The 25,233-nt window shown below is 53.0% G+C and carries 26 protein-coding genes; 10 read left to right on the forward strand and 16 right to left on the reverse strand.

The window, feature by feature from the left end; all coding sequences use genetic code 11:
- Positions 1 to 9: 9 nt before the first annotated feature.
- The 4 genes from nrdD to treR form a co-directional block, all read right to left on the reverse strand.
- The gene (gene nrdD, locus ACVXHP_RS15045; protein ID WP_304702452.1) at positions 10 to 2,148 is read right to left on the reverse strand and encodes an anaerobic ribonucleoside-triphosphate reductase; all 2,139 of its coding nucleotides are present in this window, start codon (positions 2,146 to 2,148) and stop codon (positions 10 to 12) included.
- A gap of 409 nt (positions 2,149 to 2,557) precedes the next feature.
- Positions 2,558 to 4,210 (reverse strand): alpha,alpha-phosphotrehalase, encoded by a 1,653-nt coding sequence (gene treC, locus ACVXHP_RS15050; protein ID WP_447571740.1) that lies wholly within the window; start codon positions 4,208 to 4,210, stop codon positions 2,558 to 2,560.
- Between the two features lie 49 nt (positions 4,211 to 4,259).
- Complete coding sequence (gene treB / locus ACVXHP_RS15055) at positions 4,260 to 5,678, reverse strand: PTS trehalose transporter subunit IIBC (RefSeq protein ID WP_447571741.1); 1,419 nt, start codon at positions 5,676 to 5,678, stop codon at positions 4,260 to 4,262.
- 110 nt (positions 5,679 to 5,788) lie between these two features.
- Positions 5,789 to 6,736, reverse strand: coding sequence for a trehalose operon repressor TreR (gene treR / locus ACVXHP_RS15060; protein WP_200008308.1), 948 nt, complete (start codon positions 6,734 to 6,736; stop codon positions 5,789 to 5,791).
- 190 nt (positions 6,737 to 6,926) lie between these two features.
- Here treR and mgtL point away from each other — a divergent pair, with 190 nt between their 5' ends.
- The 5 genes from mgtL (at position 6,927) to ACVXHP_RS15085 (ending at position 13,075) form a co-directional block, all read left to right on the forward strand.
- Complete coding sequence (gene mgtL / locus ACVXHP_RS15065; protein ID WP_137350111.1) at positions 6,927 to 6,980, forward strand: mgtA regulatory leader peptide MgtL; 54 nt, start codon at positions 6,927 to 6,929, stop codon at positions 6,978 to 6,980.
- 144 nt (positions 6,981 to 7,124) lie between these two features.
- A complete protein-coding gene (gene mgtA / locus ACVXHP_RS15070) occupies positions 7,125 to 9,833 on the forward strand; it encodes a magnesium-translocating P-type ATPase (RefSeq protein WP_447571742.1) in 2,709 nt (902 codons plus the stop codon).
- A gap of 375 nt (positions 9,834 to 10,208) precedes the next feature.
- Positions 10,209 to 11,186, forward strand: a complete 978-nt coding sequence (locus ACVXHP_RS15075) for a TRAP transporter substrate-binding protein (RefSeq protein ID WP_447571743.1) — start codon at positions 10,209 to 10,211, stop codon at positions 11,184 to 11,186.
- A gap of 62 nt (positions 11,187 to 11,248) precedes the next feature.
- The gene (locus ACVXHP_RS15080; protein WP_079225607.1) at positions 11,249 to 11,758 is read left to right on the forward strand and encodes a TRAP transporter small permease; all 510 of its coding nucleotides are present in this window, start codon (positions 11,249 to 11,251) and stop codon (positions 11,756 to 11,758) included.
- A gap of 30 nt (positions 11,759 to 11,788) precedes the next feature.
- Positions 11,789 to 13,075 (forward strand): TRAP transporter large permease, encoded by a 1,287-nt coding sequence (locus ACVXHP_RS15085; protein ID WP_003839607.1) that lies wholly within the window; start codon positions 11,789 to 11,791, stop codon positions 13,073 to 13,075.
- 91 nt (positions 13,076 to 13,166) lie between these two features.
- Here the strand turns inward: ACVXHP_RS15085 and ridA are convergent, their stop codons facing one another.
- The 5 genes from ridA to pyrL form a co-directional block, all read right to left on the reverse strand.
- A complete protein-coding gene (gene ridA / locus ACVXHP_RS15090; protein WP_000047544.1) occupies positions 13,167 to 13,553 on the reverse strand; it encodes a 2-iminobutanoate/2-iminopropanoate deaminase in 387 nt (128 codons plus the stop codon).
- Between the two features lie 76 nt (positions 13,554 to 13,629).
- Positions 13,630 to 14,091, reverse strand: a complete 462-nt coding sequence (gene pyrI / locus ACVXHP_RS15095; protein WP_003025816.1) for an aspartate carbamoyltransferase regulatory subunit — start codon at positions 14,089 to 14,091, stop codon at positions 13,630 to 13,632.
- 13 nt (positions 14,092 to 14,104) lie between these two features.
- Positions 14,105 to 15,040, reverse strand: a complete 936-nt coding sequence (gene pyrB, locus ACVXHP_RS15100; protein ID WP_038636743.1) for an aspartate carbamoyltransferase — start codon at positions 15,038 to 15,040, stop codon at positions 14,105 to 14,107.
- A gap of 2 nt (positions 15,041 to 15,042) precedes the next feature.
- Positions 15,043 to 15,096, reverse strand: a complete 54-nt coding sequence (locus ACVXHP_RS15105) for a pyrBI operon leader peptide (RefSeq protein WP_106875647.1) — start codon at positions 15,094 to 15,096, stop codon at positions 15,043 to 15,045.
- Complete coding sequence (gene pyrL / locus ACVXHP_RS15110) at positions 15,077 to 15,178, reverse strand: pyr operon leader peptide (RefSeq protein WP_003025819.1); 102 nt, start codon at positions 15,176 to 15,178, stop codon at positions 15,077 to 15,079. The genes ACVXHP_RS15105 and pyrL overlap by 20 nt, the downstream gene beginning before the upstream one ends.
- Between pyrL and ACVXHP_RS15115 the strand changes: the two genes are divergently transcribed.
- Complete coding sequence (locus ACVXHP_RS15115; protein WP_087857458.1) at positions 15,158 to 15,280, forward strand: hypothetical protein; 123 nt, start codon at positions 15,158 to 15,160, stop codon at positions 15,278 to 15,280. The two genes, pyrL and ACVXHP_RS15115, sit on opposite strands and share 21 nt — an antisense overlap.
- On the opposite strand, the gene ACVXHP_RS15120 is transcribed toward ACVXHP_RS15115, so the two are convergent.
- The 5 genes from ACVXHP_RS15120 to arcA form a co-directional block, all read right to left on the reverse strand.
- Positions 15,277 to 15,756, reverse strand: a complete 480-nt coding sequence (locus ACVXHP_RS15120) for an arginine repressor (protein WP_042312701.1) — start codon at positions 15,754 to 15,756, stop codon at positions 15,277 to 15,279. The genes ACVXHP_RS15115 and ACVXHP_RS15120 overlap by 4 nt on opposite strands.
- Positions 15,757 to 15,900: 144 nt before the next feature.
- Positions 15,901 to 17,304 (reverse strand): YfcC family protein, encoded by a 1,404-nt coding sequence (locus tag ACVXHP_RS15125; RefSeq protein ID WP_137360180.1) that lies wholly within the window; start codon positions 17,302 to 17,304, stop codon positions 15,901 to 15,903.
- A gap of 55 nt (positions 17,305 to 17,359) precedes the next feature.
- Positions 17,360 to 18,364 (reverse strand): ornithine carbamoyltransferase, encoded by a 1,005-nt coding sequence (gene argF / locus ACVXHP_RS15130; protein WP_447571744.1) that lies wholly within the window; start codon positions 18,362 to 18,364, stop codon positions 17,360 to 17,362.
- A gap of 55 nt (positions 18,365 to 18,419) precedes the next feature.
- Positions 18,420 to 19,352 carry a carbamate kinase gene (arcC, locus tag ACVXHP_RS15135; protein WP_447571745.1) on the reverse strand — a complete coding sequence of 311 codons (933 nt, stop codon included), beginning with the start codon at positions 19,350 to 19,352 and terminating at the stop codon, positions 18,420 to 18,422.
- 9 nt (positions 19,353 to 19,361) lie between these two features.
- Positions 19,362 to 20,582, reverse strand: a complete 1,221-nt coding sequence (gene arcA, locus ACVXHP_RS15140; RefSeq protein WP_316128889.1) for an arginine deiminase — start codon at positions 20,580 to 20,582, stop codon at positions 19,362 to 19,364.
- A 672-nt stretch (positions 20,583 to 21,254) separates the two neighbouring features.
- Here arcA and ACVXHP_RS15145 point away from each other — a divergent pair.
- Positions 21,255 to 21,707, forward strand: a complete 453-nt coding sequence (locus ACVXHP_RS15145; protein ID WP_447571746.1) for a YhcH/YjgK/YiaL family protein — start codon at positions 21,255 to 21,257, stop codon at positions 21,705 to 21,707.
- 107 nt (positions 21,708 to 21,814) lie between these two features.
- Here ACVXHP_RS15145 and argF (ACVXHP_RS15150) read toward each other — a convergent pair whose 3' ends face one another.
- Complete coding sequence (argF, locus tag ACVXHP_RS15150; RefSeq protein ID WP_316128855.1) at positions 21,815 to 22,819, reverse strand: ornithine carbamoyltransferase; 1,005 nt, start codon at positions 22,817 to 22,819, stop codon at positions 21,815 to 21,817.
- Positions 22,789 to 22,884: a putative translational regulatory protein ArgL gene (gene argL, locus ACVXHP_RS15155; protein ID WP_371414783.1), complete on the reverse strand. Its 96-nt coding sequence runs from the start codon at positions 22,882 to 22,884 to the stop codon at positions 22,789 to 22,791. The genes argF (ACVXHP_RS15150) and argL overlap by 31 nt, the downstream gene beginning before the upstream one ends.
- A gap of 98 nt (positions 22,885 to 22,982) precedes the next feature.
- On the opposite strand from argL, the gene rraB reads away from it, so the two are divergent.
- From rraB to ACVXHP_RS15170, 3 genes are all read left to right on the forward strand, one after another.
- Positions 22,983 to 23,408: a ribonuclease E inhibitor RraB gene (gene rraB / locus ACVXHP_RS15160; RefSeq protein ID WP_042312689.1), complete on the forward strand. Its 426-nt coding sequence runs from the start codon at positions 22,983 to 22,985 to the stop codon at positions 23,406 to 23,408.
- A gap of 51 nt (positions 23,409 to 23,459) precedes the next feature.
- On the forward strand, positions 23,460 to 24,218 hold the full coding sequence (gene miaE / locus ACVXHP_RS15165) for a tRNA isopentenyl-2-thiomethyl-A-37 hydroxylase MiaE (protein WP_447571747.1): 759 nt from the start codon (positions 23,460 to 23,462) through the stop codon (positions 24,216 to 24,218).
- A 167-nt stretch (positions 24,219 to 24,385) separates the two neighbouring features.
- Positions 24,386 to 25,216, forward strand: a complete 831-nt coding sequence (locus tag ACVXHP_RS15170; RefSeq protein ID WP_447571748.1) for a topoisomerase II — start codon at positions 24,386 to 24,388, stop codon at positions 25,214 to 25,216.
- Positions 25,217 to 25,233: the final 17 nt, after the last annotated feature.

Below are 25,233 nucleotides of genomic sequence, written 5' to 3' on the forward strand. Positions count from 1 at the left end.
AAACGGATATTAACCTATCTGCCCATTGCCTAAATGCTTAACGCGGCGCTTCACTTCTTCCTGCTTGCCGGCGTTAAACGGACGTGCGTCCGGGCTGCCTAAATAACCGCATACGCGGCGGGTGACCGACACGCGTGCGGCGTCGTGGTTACCACATTTCGGGCAGGTGAAGCCTTTGCTGGTGCACTCGAACTCACCGGTAAAGCCGCACTCGTAGCACTCATCGATTGGCGTGTTGGTCCCGTAATACGGCACGTGCTGATAGCTGTAATCCCAAACGTCTTCCAGCGCTTTCAGGTTGTGCTGAATGTTCGGGTATTCGCCGTAGCAAATGAAACCCCCGCTCGCCAGCGGCGGGTATGGCGCTTCGAAATCGATCTTGTCGTACGGATTAACCTTTTTCTCTACATCGAGGTGGAAGCTGTTGGTGTAGTAACCTTTGTCGGTTACGCCCGGCACCACGCCAAACTCGGCGGTATCCAGACGACAGAAGCGGTCGCACAGGTTTTCACTCGGCGTGCTGTACAGACTAAAGCCGTATCCCGTCTCGTCTTTCCATTGATCGACCGCCTGACGCAGACGTTCCACAATGGCGATACCTTTGGCGCGAAGCTGCTCGCTGTCATACACATGTTTGTCGCCAAACAGCGCATTGATGGTCTCGTGAATGCCGATGTAGCCCAGAGAGATGGAGGCGCGACCATTTTTAAAGATCTCAGACACGTCATCGTCCGCTTTCAGACGCACGCCGCAGGCACCTTCCATATACAGAATGGGCGCAACGCGGGCTTTTACGCCTTCCAGACGCGCGATACGGGTCATTAGCGCTTTACGCGCCAGCACCAGACGGTCGTCGAGCAGTTTCCAGAAGGTGTCTTCATCGCCATGGGCTTCCAGCGCGATACGCGGCAGGTTGAGGCTGATCACGCCGAGGTTGTTACGGCCATCGTGAACCTGTTCGCCGTTCTCGTTTTCCCACACGCCGAGGAAGCTGCGACAGCCCATTGGCGTTTTGAACGAACCGGTGACTTTGACCACCTGATCGTAGTTCAGGATGTCCGGATACATACGCTTGCTCGCGCACTCCAGCGCCAACTGCTTGATATCATAGTTCGGATCGCCAAACTTGTGGTTCAAACCGTCACGGATTGCGAACACCAGTTTCGGGAACACCGCGGTTTTGCGGTTTTTGCCGAGGCCGGCAATGCGGTTACGCAGAATGGACTGCTGGATCAAACGCGATTCCCAGCTGGTTCCCAGGCCAAAACCAAAGGTGACGAACGGCGTCTGACCGTTGGCGGTATGCAGGGTGTTCACTTCATATTCGAGGGACTGGAATGCGTCGTAGCACTCTTTCTCGGTACGGGAATGCGCATAACCGTCGGCGTCCGGGATCTGCCATTCTTCAGCGGTTTTACGATGTTTATTAAAGCTCTCGGTCACGAACGGCGCGAGAACTTCATCAATACGGTTAATGGTGGTGCCGCCATAAATATGGCTGGCGACCTGCGCGATAATCTGCGCGGTTACGGCGGTCGCGGTAGAGATGGATTTTGGCGGTTCAATCTCCGCGTTACCCATCTTAAAGCCCTGCGTCAGCATGCCTTTCAGGTCGATCAGCATGCAGTTAAACATCGGGAAGAACGGCGAGTAGTCGAGATCGTGATAGTGAATATCACCACGCTCGTGCGCCTGGACAACATCACGCGGCAGCAGGTGCTGACGCGCATAGTGTTTGGCGACGATACCGGCCAGCAGGTCGCGCTGGGTCGGGATCACTTTGCTGTCTTTGTTGGCGTTTTCGTTCAGCAGAGCAGAATTGGTTTGCTCAACCAGACCACGAATTTCCTGGTTCAGACGGCCACGTTTTTCACGCTGGATATCACGGTCGTGGCGATATTCGATGTACGCACGGGCGAGTTGTTTGTACGGGCCAGACATCAGCTGGTTTTCTACCGCTGTCTGGATCTCGTTGATATCGACCTGGCTGCGCTCATTCATCAGGCTACTAACGACTTCTGCGACGGTGGCACAGTAATCTGCGTCATCGACTCCCGCTGCTTTAGCTGCACGCAGAATGGCTTCTTTGATGCGCTCTGATTTAAACGGCACTTTACAGCCATCTCGTTTCATCACATGCGGTGTCATGATCACTCCATATTTATAAGAACAGGTTATCCACAGAGGTTGGGGAAGCGGCCATGGCTTTATTCATCTCTATTGCCAATGACTTCCCGCAATCCTGACCCACGTTATCCACAATTCCACCGTGAAGCGGTGCATTGTAGTTGTAGCAATTGTAGTCGATTAATACAACATATTGGGTCGGCGTGCATTTTAAGTTCTATATGTAGTGATTTGCATCAAGGATGTTTACGATTTTTTTGATGTAGCGCAAAGTAAAAATCGGAGCGTACAGATGACGGGCGCTACAGCCGATTGTAAATTGCCCTTAGAAAATTCTGATTAATTATTCAGCAAAAACAGGGAGGTAAGCTGAACGTAGGCAACAAAGCCCGGCAGCGCTATACGCACCGGGCTAACAAGAGATTGCAAGCTATTTTTGCACCCACCAGACGGCTTCAAAAGGACGCAGCGTCATGTCACCGGGTTGGCTGGCGACCTCAGCATAGTTGTGCATCAGCACCTGCCAGTTTCCTTCGATATGCGTCGGTTGCCAGTTCTGGAAAGTATCGCTCAGGTTGGCAATGACCAGCAGCCGCTGTCCTTGCCACTCGCGCTGATAACACCATACGTGTGGGCTGCCTGGTAACAGATCCTGGTAATCGCCCCAGGTGATAACCGGCTCCGTTTTGCGCAAGGCGATCAGCTTCTGATAGGTGTAAAACACAGAATCGGCATCATCAAGCGCGGCCGCCACGTTAATTTCCGTCGCGTTGTCGCCCAGCGCGATCCACGGCTCGCCCTGGGTAAATCCGGCATGTTTGCTGCTATCCCACTGCATCGGCGTGCGGCTGTTATCGCGGGATTTACTGGCGAGGATCGCCAGCAGCTCTTCGGCGTCGCGCCCCTGGCCGTTCAGTGCGGCGAACATATTAAGGCTTTCTACGTCGCGGTAATCGGTAATCTGGCGGAAGTGCGGATTGGTCATGCCAATCTCTTCCCCCTGGTAGATATAGGGCGTGCCCTGCATACCGTGCAGCACCATCGCCAGCATTTTGGCGGCTGGCACACGGTATTTCCCTTCATCGCCAAAACGCGACACGATGCGCGGCTGGTCGTGGTTACACCAGAACAGCGCATTCCATGCCTGATTGTGCATCCCCTGCTGCCAGTGGCGGAACAGGGTTTTGAGCGCCACGTAGTCCGGTTTGGCTAACGTCCATTTCTCACCATTGGGATAATCCACCTTCAGGTGGTGGAAGTTAAAGGTCATCGACAGTTCGCTGCCGTCCAGCGCGGCGTATTGCTGACAGTTTTCCAGCGTGGTGGAAGACATTTCGCCGACCGTCATCAGGTTGCGCGGCGTGAAGACGTCGCGGTTCATCTCGCGTAAAAATTCATGTGCGCGCGGACCATCGGTATAAAAACGGCGGCCATCGCCGTCGGGATCGTTCGGGAAGTCCTGATCTTTGGAGATAAGATTGACGACGTCGAGGCGCAGTCCGTCCACGCCGCGATCGGCCCAGAACTCGCAGACTTTTTTCAGCTCGGCGCGTACCGCCGGGTTTTCCCAGTTCAGATCGGCCTGCTCCGGGGCAAAGAGATGCAAGTAATACTGCTCGCTTTCAGCGTGCCAGTCCCAGGCGCTGCCGCCAAACTTGGAGCGCCAGTTATTTGGGCAGGCCTCGGGCGAGCCGTCGCGCCAGAAATAAAACTGACGATACGGACTGTCTTTATCCAGCGCCTCACGAAACCAGGCATGCTGGGTTGAGGTGTGGTTAAACACCATATCCAGAATAATTCGCATACCGCGCGCTTTCGCCTGCGCCACCAGTTCGTCAAAGTCATCCAGCGTACCGTAAGCCGGATCGACAGACGTATAGTCTGCGACGTCATAGCCGTTATCAACCTGCGGTGAAATGTAGAAGGGTGTCAACCAGATGGCATCCACGCCCAGTTTTTGCAGATAGTCGAGGCGCTGCGTCACGCCGCGCAAATCACCCGTGCCGCTGCCAGTGGTGTCCTGAAAGCTCTTGGGGTACACCTGATAGATAACGCCGTTTTGCCACCAGTGTGGAATATTCATTGCTGTTTCCTGGAGATACGATGGGGCGCAACTGCGCCCCGAAGAAAAGTTAAACAATCTGTAAAGTGCCCTGACGGTATTTACGCTGGTAGACGAATGAGGTCAGTACCATCGGGATAACAATCGCGATGACCATCGCCATGCCAAATACCTGCCAGTAAGTGGGTTGGATGGAGAGGATGCCAGGTATACCACCGACGCCAATCCCGTTCGCCATCACGCCGTTCAGGCCACAAAGCAGACCGGCGAGACCGGAGCCGATCATCGCGCACAGCATGGGGAAGCGGTATTTCAGGTTGATGCCGTACATTGCCGGTTCAGTCACCCCGAGCCAGGCGGAGATTGCGGCTGGAACGGAGATTTCACGTTCATTTTGCTTGCGGCTGGCGATGATAATCCCTATTACCGCTGAGCCCTGGGCGATATTCGACAGTGCAATCAGCGGCCACACCGGCGTGCCACCCATGCTCTGCACCATCTGCATATCGATGGCCAACGTAGTCTGATGTACGCCGGTGATTACCAGTGGGGCGTACAGGAAGCCGAACAGCGCCGCGCCAATCGGGGCAAAGCTACCGGTCAACAGATGGCGGACCGCGAACGCCACACCGTCGCCGATCATGCGGCCAAACGGACCGATAAAGGCGTGCGCAAGAAACACTGCGAGGATCAGTGAGCACACCGGGACGATCACCAGGTACAGGTAATCCGGGATAATTCGTTTCAGGCGCGTTTCAATAAACCCGAGCGACAAACCCGCCAGCAGTGCCGGAATAACCTGCGCCTGATAGCCTACTTTCTCAATGCTGAACAGGCCGAAGTTCCACACTTCCGGTATCTGCTGACCAAGCAGATATGCATTCATCAGTTGGGGCGAAACCAGCGTAACGCCCAGCACGATACCGAGGATCGGCGTCCCGCCCATTTTCTTCACCGCTGACCAGCAGATCCCGACAGGCAGATAGAAGAAGATCGCTTCACCAATTAGCCACAGGAAGTCGTAGAGGGTTTTCAGCGCCGGATGCATCTGCGCCAGCGTCTGCCCGTTGCTCATTGGCAGATCGCCGATCACATTGCGAAAACCTAAGATCAGGCCGCCGCTAATCAGCGCAGGCAGCAGTGGGAAGAAGATCTCTGCAAAATGAGAAATAAGCTGTTCATGCCACTTCATATTCTGCCGCGCGGCTTTTTTCGCCTGCTCTTTGTCGACACTGGCCTGGCCAGTGGTCGCCAGCAGCGCTTTGTAGTAATCGCCCACCTCGGTGCCAATCACTACCTGAAACTGCCCGGCGTTGGTGAAGCAGCCTTTGACCATCGGCAACTGCTCGATCTCTTTCGGCCTGGCATTTGCAGGCTGATTCAGTACAAAACGCAGGCGAGTGATGCAGTGACTCACCGTAGCGATATTGTCGCGCCCGCCTACCAGCTCAATCAGCCGGTCGATGTCTGCTTGTTTTACTTTGCTCATTATTAAGCCCTGTTGTTGACCTGCCGCCAGAGTATCTCTTCGATGAATATTTAAAAATGGGAACGTTCCCGAAACGCAGCGAAGATCACAAATTAGCGCTCAGAAAGCGATCAGGAGAGGGTGGAGGGAATAACGATTTGTCGCGGTTCGCTACGGCCGTTGATCTGCTCGATAAGCTGTGAGGCCGCCTGTCGTCCGGCTTCAGCGTAGCCTGGATCAACGGTGATAATTTCCGGATGGAGGAATTTCATTAGCGGTGTGTTGCCCACGCTCGCCAATTGCAGATTTTCAATCCGCTGCTCCTGCAGATATTTGCTGACCCCAAGGGCAAGGGTATCCGTCGCACAGACTAAGGCGGTGGTTTCCGGGGTGATGACACTGGCGGCCTGCTCATAGCCCTGCTTCATGGCCAGACCCGGCAGCGAGGCAACAGGATGCAGTTTGTGTTTCTTACAGAATGCCAGGTAGGCTTCATGACGGCGTTTACCGGTGGTCACGTCGCTATGGGGAACGCCAAGAAAGCTAATATGGCGGTGGTCGCGATCGTATAAACGCTGCATCAGGTTATGAATCGCACCCTCATCGTCATAGCAGACGGAGGCAAAGCCTTTGGCATCTCTGGCCAGCAGTACCAGAGAATCCTGCCAGGAGGTAAGCATCGTTTCGGTAATGCCGGTAAAACCAAACAGCACCACACCGTCAATATTGCGGCGCCTGAGCATGCCCAGATGTTCTTCGACCAGTTCAGGCGAGAACTGGCTTTCCATCATGATCGGATCGTAACCCTGCTCATAAAAAGCGGGCAGCATGGTCTGCACGGCGAGATTTTCTGAAAGCGAATCCAGGCGCGTAACGATAATCGCCACTACCTTGTCGCTTTGCCCACGCATGGCGCGTGCGGAGCGGGAAGGGGAAAAACCGTGCTGATTCATCACCGCTTCGACGCGTTCACGGGTACGTTCGCTGACGCCGCTTTCGTTGTTGAGAACGCGGGAAACCGTAGATTTCCCCACGCCGCTTAAGCGGGCGATGTCTTTAATGGTCAGCCGATTTTGCATCCTGTTTTCCCGTGTCGCGTGTGAAGTTATGCCAAAAGAGAATAACTTTACTCAAGCACAGCGCAATGGGCAAAGTCTGGTATACGTTTGGTTTAGTTTCCATGGTTTATCATACCGCCATAATTGCCACAAACCTTATGGTTTTCTGCGTATAATCCGCAGCGCTTATCTTTCACTTACCGGAGGCTATATGGATCCCGATCCCACCCCTCTCCCGAGACGGAGAAACAAAACTTTCCGGTAAGCCTGTCTTTCACTGTCTTACCGGATGCGTAAGACAGTGACGTTCTGACGTCCCTGTTGTGATTTGAAAATTGCCATCAGGCAAGGCTTTGCCACGCCTGAAGGATTTACTGCGCCCGTTAAGACTGGCGCAGGGGGACTGCCTATGTTCAAAAATATGACTCGCCAGCTGTTTGCCCGGCTTAACCGCCATTTACCGCATCGTCTGGTGCATCGCGATCCGTTGCCCAATGCGCAAACCGTTGCCAGCACGCCGATCCCGCCCTCACTGAGCGAACATTGCCTGAAAATGGCGCTGATGGACGAAGCCGCGCTGTGGAAAACGTTTGGCGCGCACCCGGAAGGATTAAACGCCGCAGAGGTTGAGAACGCCCGCGAAATCCATGGCGAAAACCAGTTACCGGCGCAGAAGCCGTCGCCGTGGTGGGTGCATCTGTGGGTCTGCTACCGCAATCCGTTTAATATTCTGCTGACCATTCTTGGCGCCATTTCCTATGCCACTGAGGATCTGTTCGCTGCTGGCGTCATCGCGCTGATGGTCGCCATCTCGACGCTGCTGAATTTTGTGCAGGAGGCGCGTTCCACCAAAGCGGCAGACGCGCTGAAAGCGATGGTCAGCAACACCGCCACGGTGCTGCGCGTTATCAACGAAAAAGGGGAGAACGGTTGGGTTGAGCTGCCGATTGACCAGTTGGTACCCGGTGATGTTATCAAGCTGGCGGCAGGGGATATGATCCCGGCGGATTTACGTATCGTCCAGGCGCGCGATCTGTTTGTGGCGCAGGCTTCTCTGACCGGTGAATCGCTGCCCGTGGAGAAAGTCGCAACCAGCCGCGACCCGCAGCAAAGCAACCCGCTGGAGTGCGATACCCTGTGTTTTATGGGCACCAACGTGGTGAGCGGCACGGCGCAGGCTATCGTGATTTCGACCGGAGCCACTACCTGGTTCGGGCAGTTGGCGGGCCGCGTCAGCGAGCAGGAAAGCGAGCAGAATGCCTTCCAGAAAGGGATTAGCCGCGTCAGCATGTTGTTGATCCGTTTTATGCTGGTGATGGCGCCCATTGTGCTCATCATTAACGGCTACACCAAAGGCGACTGGTGGGAAGCGGCGCTGTTTGCGCTGTCTGTTGCGGTGGGGCTGACCCCGGAAATGCTGCCGATGATCGTCACCTCGACGCTGGCGCGCGGGGCGGTGAAGCTGTCTAAACAAAAGGTCATCGTCAAGCATCTTGATGCCATCCAGAACTTTGGCGCGATGGATATCCTGTGCACCGATAAAACCGGGACCCTGACTCAGGATAAAATTGTGCTGGAGAATCATACCGATATCTCTGGTAAACCCAGCGAGCACGTCCTGCATTCTGCATGGCTGAACAGCCATTACCAGACCGGGCTGAAGAATCTGCTGGATACGGCGGTGCTGGAAGGTGTGGATGAGGAATCTGCCCGCCAGCTCTCTACCCGTTGGCAGAAAATCGATGAGATCCCGTTTGATTTTGAACGTCGCCGCATGTCGGTGGTGGTTGCGGAAGAAACTGATGTGCATCAGCTGGTGTGCAAAGGCGCGCTGCAGGAGATCCTCAGCGTCTGCACCCAGGTGCGCCACAACGGCGAGATTGTCCCATTGGATGAGGGCATGTTGCGTCGGGTGAAACGCGTCACGGATACGCTGAATCGTCAGGGGCTGCGCGTAGTGGCGGTGGCCACCAAGTACCTGCCCGCGCGTGAAGGTGATTACCAGCGTATTGATGAATCGGATCTGATCCTCGAAGGCTATATCGCGTTCCTCGATCCGCCGAAAGAGACCACCGCGCCGGCGCTGAAGGCGCTGAAAGCCAGCGGTATTACGGTGAAAATCCTCACCGGCGATAGCGAGCTGGTGGCGGCAAAAGTGTGCCATGAAGTGGGGCTGGATGCGGGCGATGTGGTGATTGGCAGCAGCATTGAAGGGTTAAGCGATGACGAACTGGCAACGCTTGCTCAGCGCACCACGCTGTTTGCCCGCCTGACGCCGATGCACAAAGAGCGCATTGTCACGCTGCTCAAGCGTGAAGGCCATGTGGTAGGCTTTATGGGCGATGGCATCAACGACGCCCCGGCGCTGCGCGCGGCGGACATCGGTATCTCCGTTGATGGCGCGGTCGATATTGCGCGTGAAGCGGCGGATATTATCCTGCTGGAAAAGAGCCTGATGGTGCTGGAAGAAGGGGTGATCGAAGGACGCCGTACTTTTTCTAACATGTTGAAGTACATCAAAATGACGGCCAGTTCTAACTTCGGTAACGTGTTTAGCGTGCTGGTGGCGAGCGCCTTTTTACCGTTCCTGCCGATGTTGCCGCTGCACTTACTGATTCAGAACCTGCTGTATGATGTATCCCAGGTGGCGATTCCGTTTGATAACGTCGACGAAGAGCAGATCAAAAAGCCACAGCGTTGGAATCCTGCCGAACTGGGCCGCTTTATGATCTTCTTTGGGCCGATCAGTTCGATCTTTGACATTCTGACCTTTTGCCTGATGTGGTTTGTTTTCCATGCCAATACGCCAGAACATCAGACGTTGTTCCAGTCGGGCTGGTTCGTGGTGGGCCTGCTGTCGCAAACGCTGATTGTGCATATGATCCGTACCCGTCGCGTGCCATTCATCCAAAGTCGTGCCGCATGGCCGCTGATGCTAATGACGCTGGTGGTGATGGTGGTGGGCATTGCATTGCCGTTCTCGCCGCTGGCCAGCTATCTGCAATTGCAGGCGCTGCCGCTGAGCTACTTCCCGTGGCTGATTGCGATTCTGGCGGGCTACATGACATTGACCCAATTAGTGAAAGGTTTTTATAGCCGTCGCTACGGTTGGCAGTAAACATCAAACTTCTCAGCAGGATGGTGTAAATACTATCCTGCATTTCTCTTTTTCATTCGAAAGATATTCCCGCGAGATATTAGTGTTTTATTTTTATTGAAATGCTAATGGGGGGAATTAGTATCAAATCGCCTTCCTTGCGTTGTTTTTTTATCAAGAAAACGATCTGCGTTGCAAAAATGAAACACTGTGCTAAAAATTATTAGCATCTGCGATTTTTTGTGAACGCAGTCATCGAAATAAATTGTTACACCAGCTAGTCTGCACAGGTAACGTCGTTAAGAAAGTTTCTCGCTGCCCGTTTTAATTCCGGCAGTCATTTGCTCTGCAAGCTATTCCTGTTAATGGATATTATGAACTTCTGGAGAAGGACAAATGAAACTGACAAAAAACCTGTTAAGTCTGTGTATTGGCGCGTCCGTATTACTGGCGAGTCATGCAACGCTGGCACAAACTTTTCGCGCCGCGGATGTGCATCCGGCTGATTACCCGAACGTCGTCGCAGTGAAACATATGGGGGAGAAACTCAGCGCCGCGACCGATGGACGTCTGGAAATTAAAACATTTCCAGGTGGCGTGTTAGGTGATGAAAAACAGATGATTGAACAGGCGCAATTAGGCGCTATCGATATTATTCGCGTCTCAATGACGCCTGTTGCCGCCATTCTTCCTGAAATTAACGTGTTTACCCTGCCGTATATCTTTCGCGATGAAGACCATCTGCATAAGGTCCTTGACGGCATGATCGGTCAGGAGATTGGCGACCGCCTGACGGCTAATACGAAATCGCGGCTGGTATTTCTTGGTTGGATGGATGCCGGAACGCGCAACCTGATTACCAAAAATCCGGTGGTGAAACCGGAAGATTTACACGGTATGAAAATCCGCGTTCAAGGGAGCCCGATAGCGCTGGATACCCTAAAAGCGATGGGGGCTAACGCCATCGTGATGGGCGTCAGCGAAGTGTTTAGCGGGATGCAGACCGGCGTTATTGATGGCACGGAAAATAATCCGCCAACATTTGTTGCGCACAACTATTTACCGGTCGTTAAAAACTATACCTGGAGCAAACACTTTATTATTCCTGAGCTTTTTCTGTTCTCCAAAGCCAAATGGGATAAATTGAAAAAAGAAGACCAGGAACTCATTATTAAGCTCGCTAAAGAAGCGCAGATTGAACAACGCAAACTTTGGCAAGAATATAATGCGAAATCTCTGGAGACCATGAAAGCCAATGGCGTTCAGTTCCACGATATTGATACTGACTATTTCTATAAAGCCACGCAGCCAGTGCGGGATAATTACGGTAAAGACCACCAGGATTTGATCAAACGTATTCAGGATGTGAAGTAATTCATCAGGCGGAGGGAGGCAATCCTCTGCCTGAGTCTTTTGATTAATTCGAGGTGATAATTATGGGTGAATGCTATTCATCGGTAATGGATTTTCTTTATCGGGTCTCTATGTGGATTGCCGGTGTCGCATTATTGGTTATGGTCGCCATTATCCCCATTGGCATATTTGCACGCTATGTCCTGAACAATGCCCTGTCATGGCCTGAACCGGTCGCCATTCTTTGTATGGTGACGTTCACCTTTATTGGCGCGGCGGTGAGCTATCGCGCAGGTTCGCATATCGCGGTGAGCATGGTGATTGACCGTCTGGGGGAGTCCGCCCGTCGTTACTGCTCGATTGTCGCCGATATCATGTTGGTGGCTATCAGCCTGTTTATTCTCTGGTATGGAACCAATCTGTGTCTTGAGCTGTGGGACCAGCCCGTAGCGGAATTCCCGCTTTTAAGCGCCGGGCAAAACTATCTGCCGTTGCCGATTGGCTCCGCTATCACGCTGTTGTTTATCGCAGAAAAGATATTTCGCGGCCCGCAGTATCAACGTCCCGTTGTCATGCTGGGTTCAACCAGCTAGTTACCGCCCCCATTTCATTAAGGAAAGCAGATGGATGCATTTATTCTCGTCTTTACGCTTGGCATTATGCTGGCGATTGGGGTACCGGTAGCGTACGCGGTTGGCATTAGCGCCATCATTGGAGCCTGGTATATTGATATTCCGCTGGAAGCCGTGATGATCCAACTGACCAGCGGAGTAAACAAGTTTTCGCTACTGGCGATCCCGTTCTTTATTCTGGCCGGGGCAATTATGGCTGAAGGGGGAATAGCGCGCCGACTGGTGAATTTTGCCTATATTTTTGTGGGCTTTATCCGCGGCGGGCTGTCGCTGGTAAATATCGTCGCCTCAACCTTTTTTGGCGCAATTTCAGGATCGTCGGTGGCCGATACCGCGTCTATCGGTTCAGTGATGATCCCGGAGATGGACAAAAAAGGCTACCCGCGCGACTTTGCCGCGGCGGTAACGGCCAGCGGCTCGGTGCAGGCGATCCTCACGCCGCCCAGCCATAACTCGGTTATCTATTCGCTGGCAACGGGCGGGACGGTGTCGATTGCCGCGCTGTTTATCGCCGGGATCCTGCCGGGCCTGCTGTTAAGCTTCAGCCTGATGGTGATGTGCGTGGCTTTTGCCCATAAACGCGGTTATCCAAAAGGGGAGCGCGTACCGTTTCGCCAGGCGCTGAAGATATTCGTCGATACGCTGTGGGGATTAATGACGGTCGTGATCATCATGGGCGGGATCCTGTCAGGTATTTTTACCGCCACGGAATCCGCGGCGATTGCCTGTCTGTGGGCCTTCTTTGTCACCATGTTTATCTATCGTGACTATAAATGGTCTGAGCTGCCGAAGCTGATGTTCCGCACGGTGAAAACGGTCACCATCGTCATGATCCTGATAGGCTTTGCCGCCGCGTTTGGGGCCGTCATGACCTATATGCAGTTGCCGATGCGGATTACCGAAGCCTTCACCAGCATCTCGGATAACAAATATGTAATCCTGATGTGCATTAACATCATGCTGCTGCTGATCGGTACGCTGATGGATATGGCGCCGCTGATCCTGATCCTGACGCCGGTGCTACTACCGGTGACCAACGCGCTCGGCATTGATCCGGTCCATTTTGGCATGATCATGCTGGTGAACTTAGGGATCGGCCTGATTACGCCACCGGTGGGTTCGGTGCTGTTTGTGGCCAGTGCGGTGAGTAAGCAGAAAATAGAGCAGGTGGTGAAGGCGATGCTGCCATTCTACCTGGTGCTGTTCCTGGTGCTGATGCTGGTGACGTACATTCCGGCGATTTCGCTATTCCTGCCGAAACTGTTTGGCGTGATGTGATAAATGCCCGGTGGCGCTCGCGCTTACCGGGCCTACAAACTACGCTTGCGTAGGCCGGATTACGCGAAGCCGCCATCCGGCACAAGCAGATTTAGCGACGAACGGCGATCGCTTCAATCTCGATTTTCACGTCTTTCGGCAGACGGGCAACTTCCACGCAAGAACGCGCCGGGAAGGTCGCGTTGTGCTCGGTGAAGAACGCTTCGTAGGTGGCGTTGACGGTAGCGAAATCGTTCAGGTCTTTCACGAAGACGGTCGTTTTTACGATGTCACCCACTTTCAGACCAGCTGCTTCAACGATAGCTTTTACGTTTTCCAGCGACTGACGTGCCTGAGCGGACACGTCTTCCGCTACGGCACCGGTTTTCGGATCGACCGGGATCTGACCGGAAGTGATTACCATGCTACCCAGGTCAACACCCTGTACGTATGGGCCGATTGCTGCTGGTGCATTTTCCGTCGCGATAGTCTTGCTCATGATTTCTCCTGAATTACAGCGGTAATAGAATGTTCCCGCTCATTATAGGGAGCGGGTATCTCATAACCAACCCAAATTAGTTGGCCAGCACCACATAATGCGAAAACTCTTTTTCACAGTATTTGCATTTGAGTGCGATGTCATCAGCACGCTTTTTCACTGCAAAACTGGAAGAAACCGGCTCAGCATGACTGATACAGTTGCTGTTCGGGCACACCAGCACGTTGTCGATGCGCTCTGGCAGACTCGGACGTGATTTACCCACCACATCGTAATCGTCAATGCGGTTCACCGTTGCCTGCGGGGCATACAGAGAGAGCTGGTTAACCTGCTCATCGGTCAGGAAGGTGTTTTCAATTTTAATCAGGTCCTTACGACCCATTTCACCGGACGGCAGGTTCAGACCGATGGTGATTCGCTGGTCGGTTTCTGTCAGCTTGAACAGCGTCAGCAATTTAAAACCAACCTGTGCGGGAATATGGTCAATCACGGTGCCACGTTTGATGGCTTCAACCTGCAGTTTGTTATCGTGTGTCATCTCTTTTTCTCCCTTACAGTGCCAGTTCGCTATTCAGTACCAGTGCCAGTAACGCCTGGCGGGCGAAGATGCCGTTGCCAGCCTGCTGGAAATACCAGGCGTGCGGCGTCTTATCGACGTCGGTGGTGATTTCATCAATACGCGGCAGCGGATGCAGTACCTTCATGTTGGCTCTGGCACCGTTCAGATCGCTGGCGCGCAGGACAAACTGTGCTTTCACGTTGGCGTATTCGGATGGGTCCAGACGCTCTTTTTGTACGCGGGTCATGTAGAGGATATCGACCTCCGCCATCACCTCTTCGATAGTGCCATGCAGGCTCCAGGCGATGCCTTTTTCAGTCAGCATATCCAGAATGTATTGCGGCATGGCCAGGGCATCCGGGGCAATGAAGTAGAAGCGGTTGCCTTCAAATTTCGCCAGCGCCTGGGTTAAAGAGTGGACAGTGCGGCCATATTTCAGATCACCCACCATGGCGATTTGCAGATTGTCCAGGCGGCCCTGTGTCTCCTGGATGGTAAACAGATCCAGCAGCGTTTGGGTTGGATGCTGGTTAGAGCCGTCGCCCGCGTTAAGAACCGGAACGTTACCAGAGAATTCTGTTGCCAGACGCGCGGCGCCTTCCTGCGGATGACGCATGACGATGGCGTCGACATAGGTGCTGATGACGGAAATGGTGTCAGCCAGCGTTTCGCCTTTTTTGCCCAGAGACGTGTTACTGCTGTCAGAGAAACCTACCACGCTGGCACCCAGACGGTGCATAGAGGTTTCAAAGGATAAACGGGTGCGGGTGGACGCCTCAAAGAAACAGCTGGCGATGACCTTATGCTTTAACAGCTCCGGCTGTGGGTTCGCTTTTAATTTCGCCGCCGTTGCGAGGACCAGATTGAGGTCATCGCGGCTGAGGTCGTTTATGGAAATGATGTGTTTTTGATAGAGCGGGTTAGCCATGTTTATCTCCTGACGCCTGGGCAAAAAAAAAGCCCCTCAATTGAGGGGCTCGGAATGGGTGATCAACGGAAAGAAAAACGGCAGGCCAGCGTCCTTTTTCAGACGCGGTAAGACAAAATGTCGTACACACTGAACCATACATCCTCCCGGCAAATTGTCCGCGATTATACTCAGCTACGTTATGGGATCAAGCGAAAAATGCACGATTTATTCATCGCAAACGGTTCTTCTGAATTTTAATTCATTTTAAAGAGATAATTAATCTGCTTGTGAACCAGGCCCGTTCGCTGCACGACGCGCGGCGCGACCCAGACGATACTGCTGCCGGCAATGACGCCCAGAACTTCCGGTAAAGCGTGATAATCGAGGATTCTGGCAACCGCGCGACCATATCCTGCTGCGGTGTGAATGAGGATAAACTCGCTATTGTGTTCTATGCTGACCACCATTTCAGCGATCGATCGCGCGGCATCTGGAGCGGGTCGTGACTGAGGATTTACAGAATAAATTTTTTGCCCTTTTGTATTTCTTATTTTTATGGCTCCGAGCAACTTCAGCAGACGCGACACCGTTGACTGACTAATACTGGTAAAGCCGTGGCTTTGCAGGTCGCGGCGCAGCGCTTCCTGGGACAGGTAGCTTTTTTCGCTAATCAGGCGCTGACACATCGCCAGCTGTTTTTGCTCTTTGGCAGAGTAATCATCGAATTCCTTCATAAAATCACCTTATATTTATTATCTGTATCAATGCGATGGCGAAATTCACCACATTTGCAGTATCAATAACGGCTCAAACGGGCGGTTGTGCAGAAAAACGAGAGAACGGTCAAAAAAGCCGTCGGTATCCGACGGCTAAAAGGGCTACAGCATCGCGCCGATACTCAGGACGACCATGTTCAGTAACGTCAAAATGAGCAGTAACGGAGCGACCCATTTCAGGTAACGCACATAGGGCACGCGCGCGATGGCCAGCCCACCCATCACAACCGCAGAGGTGGGGGTGATCAGATTCACAATGCCGGAAGCGGATTGATATGCGGTGACGACCAGATCCCTCTGTACATGCGCGAAGTCGGCCAGCGGGGCCATAATGGGCATGGTGAGGACCGCCAGCCCAGAGGACGATGGGACCAGGAAGGAGAGCAAAACTTCCAGCCAATAGGTCACATTGATGAAAATGGTGGTGGAAAGGCCGGAGACTAAATTTTCGGCGCTGTGCAGAATGGTGTGGGTGATCATGCCGTTATCCATCACCACGACGATGCCGCGCGCAATACCGATAATCAGCGCCACGCCAAGCAGATCCCGCGCACCGTCAATGAACGTGCTGGTAAATGCCTCTTCACTCATGCGGGCGATTACGCCGACGATAATCGCAGCAGCCAGAAAGACACCGGATATTTCTGCCATCCACCACCCGAGTACCGCCACCCCATAGATCATTACCGCAAAGGCGGCGGCGAAAATCAGCAGGATCCATTTCCGCGTTGCCGTGAATTCCAGATTGGTATTAGCGCGACTACCGAGAAAATGGGCGCGGTTTTCCTCCATTTTATCGGCCACGATAGACAGCTCAGGATGGCTGCGCACTTTTCGGGCATAGCGCATGACCCACACTACGCAGATCACATAGCCGACGACCAGCAGCAGAATGCGCATCAGCATTCCCTGGGTGAAGGGGATCCCGGCAGCGTTGGCAGCAATAACCGTGGCGAACGGGTTAATTGTCGAACCGAGTGTGCCGATACCTGCGCCGAGCAAAACGGTCGCAGCAGCAACCAGTGGATCAAAGCGGGCCGCCATCATCACCGGGACGAGCAGCGTGTAAAAAGGAAGTGACTCTTCCGCCATCCCGTAAATCGTACCTCCGGCGGCGAAAAGTCCCATCAGGATGGGGATCATCCACTCTTCTTTGCCGTTAAGCCTGACCGTCACGCGCTCGATACCGGCGTCGATGGCGCCCGTTTTGTTTACCACGCCGAGAAAACCGCCGATGATCAGGACAAACAGCGCCACATCAATGGCGCCAGCGGTGTAGGTCTCGTGATTATAAAGACCGTCAATCGGCGCCAGCAGTACCGCGGTAATACCTTGTGGATGCGCCTCGGTGGGGGCATAAGTCCCGGCAACCGGCACTTCTTTACCTAGGGTCGCATTCATCGCCATCTGGTATTTCCCTGCCGGGACAATCCAGGTCATAACAGCGACGAGTGCAATAAGAATAAACAGGATGGTATACGCGCTGGGAAATTTGAATTTGCCCATGATGTTCTCCGGATAGCTCGGGCATATGCCGTCAGGCGACATATGCCCGCAGGGGTTAGTCGCCGAGTGTCGCTACCATGACCGCTTTAATGGTATGCATCCGGTTTTCTGCTTCGTCGAAGACGATGGAGTGTGCTGACTCGAACACCTCTTCCGTAACCTCAAGCCCTTTCAGGCCGTAAGCCGCTTCGATTTCACGCCCCACTTTGGTGTGTTCGTTATGGAAGGCGGGCAGACAGTGCATAAATTTCACATTGGGGTTGCCGGTTGCGTTGATGACTTGCTGATTAATCTGATAAGGCGTCATCAGGCTTACGCGTTCTGCCCATGCCTCTTTGGGTTCGCCCATGGAGACCCAGACATCGGTATAGAGGAAATCCACGTCGTAAACGCCTTCCTCAACATCCTCTGTGAGCGTAATGCGTGCGCCTGTCACGCTGGCGATTTCACGGCATTCGGCAACCAGCGCTTCATCCGGCCAGAAGGATTTCGGGGCGACGAGGCGGATGTCCATCCCCATTTTCGCTGCGCCAACCATCAGTGAATTACCCATGTTATTGCGGGCGTCACCAAGGTAGGCGAAGCTCAGTTCAGGTAAGGTTTTGCCCGGCGCGTGTTCCAGCATGGTCATCAGATCCGCGAGGATCTGCGTAGGGTGAAATTCGTTGGTCAGCCCGTTCCATACCGGAACACCGGCGAACTGCCCCAGCTCTTCCACAATCTCCTGGCCATATCCGCGATATTCGATGCCGTCGTACATGCGGCCTAACACGCGGGCGGTATCTTTCATCGATTCTTTGTGACCAATCTGTGAGCCGCTTGGGCCGAGGTAGGTTACCTGTGCGCCCTGATCAAAAGCGCCAACTTCAAAGGCGCAGCGGGTGCGGGTTGAGGTTTTTTCGAAGATTAGCGCGATATTTTTACCGACCAGCGTCTGTCTTTCGCGTCCGGCCTTTTTCGCCGTTTTTAATTCGATAGCCAGATCGATCAGGTACTGGATCTCTGCCGGGGTGTAGTCGAGCAGTTTAAGAAAATTGCGATTTTTTAAGTTAACAGTCATGAGAATGTCCTTATGTAGGCCGGATAAGGCGCAGCCGCCATCCGGCAAAAATGGGTCACGCGTCGTAAGCAATGGTTTCGGGCCGAATCAATGTGCCTTTCTCTCCCGACAGAATGGCCGGACCGTCGGTCAACGAGCCGATGCCTGCTATCCCCTGGCATTGAGAGACAAAATTCGCGCAGGCGGTAACTTTCGGACCCATAGAACCGGCGTCGAACTGCATCTCGCCGAGTCGCTCGGGGGTGACCTGAGCCAGAGGCCGCTGGGTGGGTTTGCCCCAGTCGAGGTACACCGCGTCGGCGTCGGTCAGGATGAGCAACGCATCAGCATGAAGCTGGCTGGCGAGTAGGGCGGCGGAGAGATCTTTGTCGATCACGGCTTCAATGCCGTGGTAGCCATCGGCTTTTTCCACGACCGGCACACCGCCGCCGCCGTTGCAGATGACCAGATGATCGCGGGCGATCAACGCCTGGATCGCGTCACTTTCAACAATGCGTTTGGGCTGCGGAGAGGGCACAACGCGACGGAACGCTTTACCATCGGCTTTGAAAACCCAGCCTTTTTCTACCTGCAATGCACTGGCCTGGGTTTGGTCGTAAATTGGCCCGATATATTTGGTGGGATTGCTGAAGGCTGGATCGCGGGCATCGACTTCAACCTGAGTCAGCAGGACGCTAATTTCTCGCTGTGGAAGCTGGTTTTTCAACGCCTGTTGCAACATATAGCCAATCATCCCCTGGCTTTCCGCGCCGAGAATGTCGAGCGGATAGGGGGTGACGCTGGCGTAAGCGCTGTTTTGTAACGCCAGCAGTCCAACCTGTGGGCCATTGCCGTGTACCAGAATCACACGCCACTGTTGCGTAAGCCGGGCGATGGTTTTTGCCGCCAGCTCAATATTCTTACGTTGGATGTCAGCTTCCAGCGGCTCGCCGCGTTTAAGCAGCGCGTTGCCGCCCAGAGCCACAACCAGGGTCGGTTTATTTTCCATGACGTCTCCTTAAATACCGTCGCGTTCCAGTGGGCAGCTCATGCAGCGTGCACCGCCGCGTCCGCGTCCAAGTTCGTCACCAGGAATGGGTAAAACGGTGATACCGGCTTTGTCGTATTTCTCGTTGGTCCAGATATTGCGCTCGTAACCCACCACAACGCCGGGGCGTAGCGTCAGGACGTTGTTGGCGTCATTCCACTGTTCACGTTCGGCTTCGAAGGCGTCACCTCCGGTGGTAATCAGGCGAATGTGATCGAGCCCCAGCGCTTTTTCCAGGGCATGGACCAGCGTACTTTCCTGCGTCCGTTTCAGGCCGCCGCGCCCGTCTGGCGTCAGAGTCCAGCACTGTACGTCCGGGCGCACCACTTCCGGGTAGACAGAGAAGGTATCGATATCGATGTGGGTCATCACGGTGTCGAGATGCATACAGGAACGATGCTTAGGCAGTTCGACCGCGATAACGCGCTCTGCCTGGCGATGGTGGAAGAGTGACTGGGCAAGGAACTCGATTCCCTGTGGCGTGGTGCGCTCAGACATGCCAATAAGCACTGCGCCGCGACCAATGACCAGCACATCTCCGCCTTCTAATGTGGCGTGGTCATAATTAATATTTTCATCACCGAAGTATTTAATAAATTCACCATCGGCAAATTGCGGGTGCCAACGGTAAATCGCCCGCAGATTATTAGTTTCTCGCTGACGCGCGGTTTTAGCCATCGGGTTAATCGATACACCGTTATATATCCAGCAGGAGGTGTCGCGGGTAAATAAATGGTTGGGCAATGGCTTCATAATAAAATCATTAATATCGTGAGTATCCACCACCATATTTTTGATTGATGCTGGGATTTCGCCATAGGTCAGCCCACCGCTTAAATGCCGTGCCAGTTCCCGGTGTTGCATGTCTGCAAGCCAGGCGCGGACATCGGCGGCGAAAGTGGGTCCAAGGCGATAATCAGAAATTTGCGTATCCAGCAGCCAGCTTTTAGCGTCGGGAATATCCAGGGTTTGTGTCAATAAATCAGTGAGTAACAGAACCTCAATTCCCTCCTGGCGCAGCGTGTTGGCGAAAATGTCGTGCTCTTCACCTGCACGTTCTACCGAAAGCACATCATCAAAAAGCAGCTCCTGACAGTTAGACGGCGTCAGCCTTTTTAAGCTGAGATTAGGGCGATGCAGCATCACGCTACGTAATTGACCGATTTCAGAACCGACATAATGCTTTTCCATCATTATTCCTTTAATACGATTTTAAAAAATAAAGAGGAGATGGCTGCAAATGCAATTTATTGCAGTCATGATTTTTCAGCTGATTTCAGAATCTATATTTAGATCTTATTTGATACGGAAACGTGATTTGTTTCACAGTCGGTTCGATATTTGAATTTGCTTTCCTAATATATGAGATAGCTCTGAGATTTTAAAAAATAACAAATAAGATAACTGAATTGCTACGCATGAATATGTCTTGTTATTTATTTTTGTTAATTTTATGTACATATTTCAAAATTTACGAATTTGATAACTTATTAATTTTTATGTCTTTTTTATTATGGTGTGAATGTTTATGCGGTTCTGTGATTCTATTATTTGTATGGGGAAGTTTATTACCAAATAAATATGGTAGCGGACAAAGAGAGCGAAGCAGGTACAAATTGTGATCGACTGCTGGTTTTTATCATAACACTTTCAAAAACAGTAGGTTATTGCCAAAGAGAAAAAAGAGGCGGCGAGAGTTATGCAGTGCTTATGCATAATCTGATGCGCTGGTTTAACAATTATCTAACATCACCAGCGATAAACATGCGTTGACGCAAAATATCGGTAATTAGGAGTGGTATGGCAGGCCGTTTTTTCGTATAACAACCAAAATGAAACGATGTTTTAATTAAGGGGTTTGAGATGATTGTCGGCAATATTCACAACCTGGATGCCTGGCTGCCGGAAGAGCTGCGTCAGGCGATTGAGCACATTAAAACGCATGTGACGGATGCGACGGAAAAGGGTAAGCACGACATCGATGGCGATCGCCTGTTTTATCTGATTGCCGAAGATATGACGGAGCCGTTTGCGCAGCGCCGTGCCGAATATCATGCCCGCTATCTGGATATTCAGATCCTGCTCAAAGGTCAGGAAGGCATGACCTTCAGTACGCAGCCTGCGGGTGCGCCGGAAACTGACTGGCTGGCGGATAAAGATATTGCCTTCCTGCCGGAAGGGGTACAGGAGAAAACGGTGGTGTTGAACGAGGGTGACTTTGTGGTGTTCTATCCGGGTGAAGTGCATAAACCGCTGTGCGCAGTCGGCGCTCCGGCGCTGGTACGCAAAGCGGTGGTGAAAATGCGGGTGGAATAAGCGTGTTTGCCGGGGGAGGCTTCGCCTTGCCCGGCCTACGGGAGCGCGGTTGTAGGCCGGATAAGATGCTGAGCATCGCCATCCGGCAAATCAATCACGCAACGCTATTATTTGGCAAGCGTCGCCACCATTACCGCTTTAATGGTGTGCATCCGGTTTTCTGCCTGATCAAATACGATGCTGGCGGGGGACTCAAAGACGTCGTCGGTCACTTCCATCCCGCCGTGCAAACCGTACTGTTGCGCCATTTGTTTGCCAAGCGTGGTTTGATCGTCATGGAACGCGGGCAGGCAGTGCAGAAATTTCACCTGCGGATTGCCGGTGAGCGCCATCATCGCGCTGTTAACCTGATATTTGCGCAGCAGCGCAATACGCTCGGCCCACTTCTCTTTCGCTTCGCCCATTGACACCCAAACGTCGGTGTAGATGAAGTCCGCACCTTTTACGCCCGTGGCGACATCTTCGGTCAGCGTAATATTGCCACCGTTTTTCTGTGCCAGGGCTTTGCATTCTGCCACCAGACTCTCTTCCGGCCAGCAGGCCTGCGGTGCAACCAGACGCAGATCTAACCCGGTTAACGCGGCGGCTTCCAGCATTGAATTACCCATATTGTTACGGGCATCGCCAGTGTAGACCAGCGCCATCTCATTAAATGCTTTACCGGGCAGGTGTTCCTGCATAGTTAACAGATCCGCCAGTAACTGGGTGGGATGAAACTCGTTAGTTAATCCATTCCACACCGGCACCCCGGCATATTCCGCCAGCGTTTCCACCACTTCCTGACCGTGACCCCGATACTGAATACCGTCGTACATACGGCCGAGTACGCGGGCGGTATCTTTAATCGACTCTTTATGCCCTATCTGACTGCCGCTTGGCCCGAGATACGTTACGCGAGCACCCTGATCGTATGCGGCAACTTCGAAAGAGCAACGAGTACGAGTCGAGTCTTTTTCGAAGATGAGCGCGATATTTTTACCGGTGAGTTGAGCGACCTCGGTGCCGTTTTTCTTATCTGCCTTGAGCTGCGCGGCGAGCTTGAGCAGTAACGTGAGTTCAGCAGAGGTAAAATCGAGCAATTTCAAAAAGTGCTTCTGATAAAACGTAGACATGGTTTCCTCACATGGCTTAAGCCATTTATTGAATTAAAATTCAATTTATATGGATGTTTATTCATTTGCAACCTTGTTTAACAAATCTTTCCTGGAAAGGTGGAGGCAATGACAGCGGTATGTGACAATAAGAGTATCGGCAGGACATTATGAGGAACGAGCCATGGCAAACCCGGAACTACTGGAAGAGCAGCGTGAAGAAACACGCTTGATTATTGAAGAGTTACTCGAAGATGGCAGCGATCCAGACGCGCTGTACACCATCGAGCATCACCTTTCCGCGGACGACTTTGAAACCCTGGAAAAAGCGGCAGTAGAAGCCTTCAAGCTGGGTTACGAAGTGACCGAGCCGGAAGAGCTGGAAGTCGAAGAAGGCGACACGGTTATTTGCTGTGACATCCTCAGCGAATGCGCCCTGAATGCTGAGCTGATTGACGCTCAGGTTGAGCAACTGATGAACCTGGCTGAAAAATTTGAAGTGGAATACGACGGTTGGGGCACCTATTTTGAAGACCCGAACGGCGAAGAAGGTGAAGACGGCGACGATGAAGATCTCGTCGACGAAGATGATGACGGCGTGCGTCACTAAGTCATCTGCTGACCTGCGGTAGCCCAGGCTGCCGCAGGCCAAGGACAACGTATGGATTACCCGCAAATACTCTCCCCGATCTACAACTTCCTGCACTGTAAAACGCCTCAGGACTGGCTTGATAAAGCGCGAGACCCGGCGAATCTGCCGCTGTTACTGACCGATCATCTCGTCTGTGAACTGAAAGCGGCGCAAACGGCAATGCTGCTGGTGCGTAAGTATGTCGCGGATAAACAGGGATCGCAGGCGCTGCTGGACTGGCTAAAACCCTATGAGGCCTTTGCTTTCAGGGAAGGGGATGAGCCGGATTTTATCGCGCTGAATAAACAGATAAGCAAAAGCGTCATGCCGCAAACCGACGACCCGTGGGGACGCAAGCTTATCGACAGCATGGTGTTGCTGATCAAAGAAGAGCTGCATCACTTCTCGCAGGTACGCGAGGCGATGCTGAGCCGCAATATCCCTTACATCAAAATTACCGCCAGTCGTTACGCCAAAGGCATGCTCAAAGAGGTACGCACCCACGAGCCGCTGACGCTGATCGACAAGCTGATTTGCGGGGCGTATATCGAAGCCCGTTCCTGTGAACGGTTTGCCGCGCTGGCGCCGTATCTGGATGAGGATTTACAGGCGTTTTATCTGTCGCTGCTGCGATCCGAGGCACGGCACTATCAGGATTATCTGGCGCTGGCGCAGCAGATTTCTGCTGACGATATCGGCGATCGGGTGCGATTTTTTGGCCAAGTCGAAGCCGCGCTGATCACCTCTCCTGACGACGAGTTCCGCTTTCATAGCGGCGTACCGGCTTGATTCCTTCTGTGACGTGCGGTGTTCAATCATCGCGCGTTTTACCTCTTCCCCATTTCCGCTAGCAAAATCTGGTGGCTGGAAATCGCTCGCCGCTGCCGTAATAATCAAAACACACGAAGGGGGAAATATATCCCCTTACCAGAGATTGTTTTGCATAAGGATGGTTAATGAACTGGGCACACGTATTGTTAGCGGGCTATATCGGGGTGGTGATTGCCATCGTCGTTGGCATGTTTCGTAAAAAAGGCTGGCTGGGCAAGATCTCTGGCGCGGTGGTCTTTGTGGTGGCGATTATTGCGTGGAATCTGTTTGATGTGCACTACCTGATCCCACGTGAAAACCCGGATTATGGTCTGACCGAAGAGCAGCAGTTTGAAAAGGCGATGCTCTCTAATCCGGCGTTTCAGGTGATTAAAGAACAGGAGCCTGCGCTGACACAAAAAATTATCAGCCAGGCAGCGCAGATGAAGAAAGCAGGGAGCAGTGAACAGCAGGTTATCGACGCGATACAGCCGCAGATTCTTCAGTTGCAGATGGCACGATTGCAGCAAGCTCCTGATGCCAATGTCATTGAATATATGAAAATTAATCTTGAGCAGATCGCCGCCGTGGCCAAAATAGGTGATGACGAATGCTTCCGCTTCCTGTTTCCGGCGGTAAAAGGAGGGATTAACCCGGCACGTCTTGTTCCGCGTGAGATTATGGATCGTCGTATGGCGAGTGACATGAGCATGATGTACGCCTCTCACGGACCGAAAAAACATACGGTCACGGCAGAGGAAAAGCAACTGGCGCTTCAGGACCTGCAAAGCATCAGCCCTGGCCTGGTACAGCGCTATGGACCGGATATTCAAATCATGGCCGATCCGACTAAAGCTGTCGGCAAAGAGAAGATTGCCTGTGAGATAGTGCAGGATCTCTGGTCACAGGTGTTGAAGCTGCCGACCGCGCGTGCGGCTGGCGTGATTCGTCTGATGCTCTCAGCTGAGATGCAGTAAGGTCGCCATGGCCCCTC

The sequence above is a fragment of the Citrobacter freundii complex sp. 2025EL-00176 genome, assembly GCF_053309355.1.